Source organism: Polaromonas sp. UBA4122 (genome assembly GCA_002381615.1).
GTDB lineage: Bacteria > Pseudomonadota > Gammaproteobacteria > Burkholderiales > Burkholderiaceae_C > Polaromonas.
This window is the reverse complement of record DFWY01000149.1, coordinates 1-6,269: the sequence shown is the minus strand read 5'-3', so window position 1 is coordinate 6,269 and position 6,269 is coordinate 1. Positions and strand designations below refer to the sequence as shown.

3 protein-coding genes and 1 pseudogene are annotated in these 6,269 nt (G+C 60.4%); 2 read left to right on the top strand and 2 right to left on the bottom strand.

Annotation, left to right across the window (positions count from 1 at the left end):
- Positions 1-157 precede the first annotated feature (157 nt).
- A complete protein-coding gene (locus B3F77_RS17865; RefSeq protein WP_293606259.1) occupies positions 158-412 on the bottom strand; it encodes a hypothetical protein in 255 nt (84 codons plus the stop codon).
- Positions 413-577: 165 nt separating this feature from the next.
- Positions 578-718: pseudogene (locus B3F77_RS17860) on the bottom strand (transposase); the annotation flags it as partial.
- A gap of 66 nt (positions 719-784) precedes the next feature.
- Here B3F77_RS17860 and B3F77_RS17855 point away from each other — a divergent pair.
- The gene (locus tag B3F77_RS17855) at positions 785-2,575 is read left to right on the top strand and encodes a SulP family inorganic anion transporter (protein ID WP_414703040.1); all 1,791 of its coding nucleotides are present in this window, start codon (positions 785-787) and stop codon (positions 2,573-2,575) included.
- Positions 2,576-3,875: 1,300 nt separating this feature from the next.
- Complete coding sequence (fusA, locus tag B3F77_RS17850; protein WP_293606258.1) at positions 3,876-5,930, top strand: elongation factor G; 2,055 nt, start codon at positions 3,876-3,878, stop codon at positions 5,928-5,930.
- Positions 5,931-6,269 lie beyond the last annotated feature (339 nt).

Sequence of the window (6,269 nt, the reverse complement as noted above, 5' to 3'; positions counted from 1 at the left end):
CCACTGGGCGCGTGAACTCACTGGACACGGCAGACAAAGCGCTCAGCGCAGGATTGCTATCGTTCGAATTAAACCCCTTTAGGTGCAGAGTCTTACCGGATTCAAATGGATCACATCTATATCTTTGAATGCAAAGTAGTATTAGACCGCCCGCTCTTTATGCAAATGGATTCTTGACCGTCTCGGTCACCTTCAGCTCAACCGTCGCCAGCAGCTGCTTCTCCGCCTCAAGCGCATTGACGATGCGCCCTATGAGCGATTGCAGCTCTTTGGCCAGCGCCAAGCCGGCCTTGTCCTTGGTGAGCACCACGTCGCCAGTGAGCGACACGCGGTCAATCCGGTTCTCAATCTCCAGGTCACCGATACGCAGCACATCGGCTTCGATGGTGTAAGGCTCGAATTCTAGTGTCATGGCTGATTTCCTTAATTTTGGCTGGCGCGATTGATTGCATCGAGGATGCTTCGCCCGAGGTCACGCAGCGTAAATTAGTCCTCTGCCTGGCTCTTGCCCTTCTTGCCGCCACGCTGGGAGGCCGGCTTTGGCAGATCCATGCCACTGTCACGAATTTTCTGGGGCAGCCCGGGCACCGTGGATCAGCAGTGTCCGCAGATAGGTGTCACCGTGCTTGCTGATTCCCATTCGTGTGGGGTTGCCGCCGCTTGAGTGCTGCCGAGGTACCCGCCCCAGCCAGGCCGCTAGTTGCCGGCCATCTTTGAAACACATGGTGCAAATGTGGAGCGGCGCCTACACTTGCGCTCTCACCTTCAAAGTCCGGCAGATTTCATGAGCGATTTGACGCCTCCCTCGACACCGGTGGAGCCAGCTCGCGCGGTGCGCGCAGGCCGCGCCGGGCAAGCGACCGGCTGGATGCGCTGGATGCCGGGTTTGCTATCGTTGCGCCACTACGAGATCGCGTGGCTGCGCCATGATCTCGTGGCCGGTCTGGTGTTGACCGCAGTGCTTGTGCCGGTCGGCATTGCGTACGCGGTCGCGTCTGGCTTGCCGGCCATTTCTGGTTTGTACGCAACTATCTTCGGGCTCCTGGCCTACGCGCTGTTCGGACCAAGCCGGGTACTCGTGCTCGGCCCGGATTCTTCGCTCGTCGCCCTCATCCTGGGCGTCGTGCTGCCGCTGGCGGCGGGTGATCCGCAGCGCGCGCTGGCGCTGGCGGGGATGATGGCGGTGGTCTCCGGCACCTTGTGCGTCGTGGCTGGATCGGCACGTCTGGGTTTTGTCACCGAACTGCTCTCCAAGCCCATCCGCTACGGATACATGAACGGCATCGCGCTGACCGTGGTGGTCAGCCAATTGCCTGCGCTCTTCGGTTTCGCTGTCAACGGCGACGGCCTGCTAAACAAAATCCTGGCGTCTATCGAGGCGGTACTCGCCGGCAAGACCAACTGGACAGCGCTGGTGCTCGGCTCAGGCACGCTCGCCGTGATTTGGTGGCTCAAGCGCAGCAAACGCCTGCCGGGCGTCCTGATTGCCGTGGTGGGTGCGACCGTCACGGTCGCCGTCCTGGACCTTGCCGCGCGTGCGGGTGTATCGGTCCTCGGCTCACTTCCCCAGGGCCTGCCGGCCTTGGCTTTCCCATCGATCACTTCGGGCGACATCGTTCCGGTGCTGCTCGGCGGGCTGGCCGTGGCCCTTGTGTCCTTCGCTGACACCAGTGTGCTGTCGCGCGCGTATGCCGCACGCGCAGGCTCCTTCGTCGATCCCAATCAAGAGATGGTGGGGCTGGGGATGGCGAACCTGGCCGCTGGCATTTTCCAGGGCTTTCCGATCAGCGCGAGCGCTTCACGCACACCGGTCGCCGAGACGGCAGGGGCCAAGACCCAGCTGGCGGGGATCGTAGGGGCACTGGCTGTGGCCGGGCTGTTGATGGTGGCGCCGGACCTGCTCAAAAACTTGCCCACTGCCACGTTGGCCGCAGTAGTGATTGCCTCTGCTATGGCACTGATTGAGATCAAAGATCTTCGCCGGATCTACCGCATCCAGCGCTGGGAGTTCTGGCTGTCCATCGGCTGCATGGTAGGCGTTGCGGTTCTCGGCGCTATTGAGGGCATCGGCTTGGCAATTGTGATTGCCATTATAGAGTTCCTGTGGGACGGCTGGCGCCCGCACTTCGCCGTCCTGGGTCGGGTCGATGGCGTCAAGGGTTACCACGACATCACCCGGTATCCAGATGCCCGCATCATTCCCGGACTCGTGTTGTTCCGCTGGGATGCGCCTCTGTTCTTCGCCAACGCTGAGCTGTTTCGGGATCACGTTCTCGACGCCGTGGCGGCATCGCCAACGCCCGTGCGCTGGCTCGTCGTTAGCGCGGAGCCGGTCACCAGTGTTGACGTCACCGCCGCCGACACCCTGGAAGAACTCGACGACGCCTTGCATGCCGCTGGCATCAACCTGTGCTTCGCTGAAATGAAGGATCCCGTCAAGGACAAGCTAAAGCGTTTCGGCCTTTTCTCCAGTCTCGGCGAGCAGCGGTTCTTCGCGACGTTAGGTCAGGCCGTGGGTTGCTATCTCAGGGCCAATCAGGTGCCGTGGGCGGACTGGGAGGACCGAAGTCGATGAACCGGTGAGCGGACGTATGAGCCATTGGCGCCATGATCCAATAATCCCGGGGCGTTCTTTGGGAACGTATTCCTAAAGTTGCACATCGAGCTTGAACGCGCGAGCCAGCTCAACCGGGGCATTCCTTTCGCGCGCGTGACGCGTCGCGGCGAAGGGGTTTGGCTTGATGGCGCACGCAGGGTTCTGGGGGCAGGGCGCTCAGGCCTGCCATCGTCCTGTTGGTCTTTACCCCCGTTACCTGATCCCCCCTGGAGATTGGCAGTGTCCGATTCCGGACTTTCTTTCCCTCACTTGTTGTTGCCGATAAGTTTTTGATCAGTTCAAGAGCAGTCGGCCGATCTGGCACTGAGCACCATCGAATGCTGGAGATTCATACTCTGCCGCGTTTTTGAGAAACGTTGGCTGGTCAAATGATGGTCGGCAGCCTTGGTCAAATTCAGATCGGCATCAACACCAACATTCAACCAGTCAAGAAAACTGCATAATTCCCATGCCCACCGGCTTCAACCTGCAACTGGAATCGGGACATCGCCCACGAGCGCGTGGTACCGAATGCCGCCAGTGGCCGCTTCAAGGACGGCAAATTAGACTGGTGGATGTCTGGTTGGGGTCGAAAACGGTAAGTCACGAAAATCTGCTATCGGCCATTACGGAAAGCCAACGAATATGGTGGCAAAGAGCAGCTCCGGGTCGCTAGCGCCACCTCATGAACCTCTTTCTTAAGCATCGTCGGCATACCCACTGCTGACGCCACATTCGCGAGTTGTTCAGACCTTTATTCACAGCGTAAGTAACACTCAGTGGGGGGTAACTTTTGTCGGTTTGCCCTGCTGCTTGGCCTACGCGCGCACAAGAGCCATACTCGCTCGCAACGAATCCGTCTTTGGCGGGACCCTAACCCTGTGCCGCCATCGGAGTGACAACAGCGTAGACAGCAAGAGACCCTCGATGGCGGCGACGGGATCTGAAACGGGAGAGCATCTTCTCGCCTTCCATTTCAGAAGCGACCGGCTCGAGAAACTTGCCGACTGGGAATTACGCGCGCTTTGTTTTACGTGCTTTAGCAATTTGTGAGAGGTTGACGTCGTCTCAAGCTCGACCATAATGAGCTTAAATAACCGGGGTGAGGTTTATAAACCCCTCTAGTCTGCAAGCAACCACCCCATCGCGCGCTTAAATCCAAAAAGGTCTATCTACCGAATATGAGTCCATCGCATTTTGCAAGCACCTTCGCGTCGCAGACAACGCTATTCGTACGGCCCATGCGTCAGGGCTGCCAACAACACCCCAAGGGACTTTCATGAGCCAGAACCCCAGCGCCCAAATTCGCACCGTTGCCCTGGTCGGCCACGGTGCCGCAGGTAAAACCACCCTTGCCGAGACCCTTCTGGCCGCTACCGGGGCCATCAACAGCCGGGGATCGGTCGAAAAAGGCAACACCGTTTGCGACTTCGACCCCATCGAGAAGGAACTCGGCCACTCGTTGCAAGCGTCGTTAGTCAGCTTCAACTGGGACGGCACCCAGGTTCATCTGCTCGACACCCCCGGCTACCCGGACTTTGCCGGCCAGGCCATTGGTGCGATGGCAGCGGTCGATACCGCGTTGGTAGTGATCAACGCACAGACTGGCATCGAACTCTCGACCGAGCGCATGTTCACGCTGGCCGGCGAGCGCAGGCTGTGCCGGATGATAGTGGTCAACAAGATCGACGCCGACAACGTTGACCTGCCTGCGCTGGTAGCCGACATCCGCGAGCGCTTCGGCAAGCAATGCCTGCTGCTGGATCTGCCGGCACACCATGGGAAGGACGTGGTGGAACTGCTCGGCCACGACAGCGGCGAGAGTGACTTTGCGTCGGTGTCCGCGGCGCATCGCAGCCTGATTGACCAGATCATCGAAGAAGACGACAGCCTGATGGCGCGCTACCTCGAGGATGGTGCCGACCCCAGCCCGCAAGATCTGCACGGGCCGTTCGAGCGCGCGATGCGGGCCGGGCATCTGATCCCGATCCTGTTCGTCTCGGCCAAGACCGGCGCCGGCGTGCCGCAACTGCTTGACGCCCTCGCCAAGCTGGCCCCCAGCCCGGCCGAGGGCAACCCGCCGCCGTTCTACCGTGGCGAGTCAGGGCAGGGGCCCCAGGCGTTTCAGGCGCAGCCCGACGATGAAATGCACGTGCTGGCACATGTGTTCAAGGTGGTGGTAGACCCATTCATCGGCAAACTAGGCGTGTTCCGGGTGCATCAGGGCACCGTCAGGAAGGACGCGCAACTGTTCGTCGGCTCGGCTAAACGCGCCTTCAAGGTGGCCCACCTGTACCGTCTGCAGGGCAAGGACTACGTTGAAGTGCCCTCGCTGGTGCCGGGTGGCATCGGGGCCGTGGCAAAGGTCGATGAAATCGAATTCGACTGCGTGCTGCACGATTCGCACGACGAAGACAATATCCACCTCAAACCGATGGAGTTTCCCCAGCCGATGCAGGGCCTGGCGGTGCAGACACGGCGCAAGGGTGACGAGCAGCGCCTGTTCGAGGTTCTGCACAAGCTCGAACTGGAAGACCCCTGCTTCAAAATCGAGCGTCATCCGGGCACCAACGAAACCGTGATCCGCGGCCTGGGTGAAACGCACCTGCGCGCCAAGTTGTCACGCATGCAGCAGCAGTACAAGCTGGAGCTCGACACCAGCGCACCCCAAATCGCCTACCGAGAGACCATCACCACCGGAGCCGAGGGCCACTGCCGCCACAAGAAGCAAAGCGGCGGCGCCGGCCAGTTCGGCGAGGTGATGCTGCGCGTCGAGCCGCTCGAACGCGGAGCGGGGTTCGAGTTCCTGGACATCGTCAAGGGCGGTGCCATCCCTGGCGTGTTCATGGCTGCCGTGGAAAAAGGCGTTCGCCAGGCCCTGGCTGACGGCGTGGTGGCGGGTTTTCCGGTGCATGACATGCGCGTCACGGTATATGACGGCAAGACCCACGCGGTCGACGGCAAGGAGGTTGCCTTCGTTGCCGCTGGGCGCAAGGCCACCATCGACGCCGTGCGCAATGCCAATCCGATCGTGTTGGAGCCGTTGGTTCACATCGAGGTATTGGCCCCCGAGGCCGCCATCGGCGACCTCACCGGTGACCTAGCCAGCAAGCGCGGCCAAGTCACCGGCACGCAACCGCGCCCGGCCGGCACCGCAGCCATAACCGGTCAGATTCCGCTGGCCGAACTTGACGACTATCAGGGCCGCCTAAAGTCACTCACTGGCGGCCAGGGTTCGTACACCATCGCGTTCTCGCACTACGCCCAAGTCCCCGGCAACACCCAACAGCAGCTCGTCAGCAAATACAAGGCGGTCAACCTGGGCGACGATTAAACCGGTTTTGCCGCGTTAATTGTGAAAATATGGAGCTGAGACGCGTCGCTCGCTTGTTCGCCTTACATCGTTTGCGCGGCGTCGGCGTACCTGGATCTTTCCGGTGTCATGAATATTTCGCAACCAGCTAGGCGTCTGAGAGTTGCGAATATCCGAACGTAGCCGATCAATTTCCAGCACTTCAAACCCCAAATCAGGCACTTTTTTTGAAGCTATTGTGCGCCTCCAACGACCGGTTTGGACCAAGCAGAGTAGACACTTCGCTGACCGCTGTCGGCATGTTGTGGCCATTTTCGCACGGTTACTGAACGCCTGTTTTCAGTGTGCGCCGTGAAAGGC

What these genes read in the sequence shown, in the direction of transcription:
- fusA (WP_293606258.1), top strand. Translation starts at nt 3,876, where the DNA reads ATGAGCCAGAACCCCAGCGCCCAAATTCGCACCGTTGCCCTGGTCGGC.
- B3F77_RS17865 (WP_293606259.1), bottom strand. Translation starts at nt 412, where the DNA reads ATGACACTAGAATTCGAGCCTTACACCATCGAAGCCGATGTGCTGCGT.
- B3F77_RS17855 (WP_414703040.1), top strand. Translation starts at nt 785, where the DNA reads ATGAGCGATTTGACGCCTCCCTCGACACCGGTGGAGCCAGCTCGCGCG.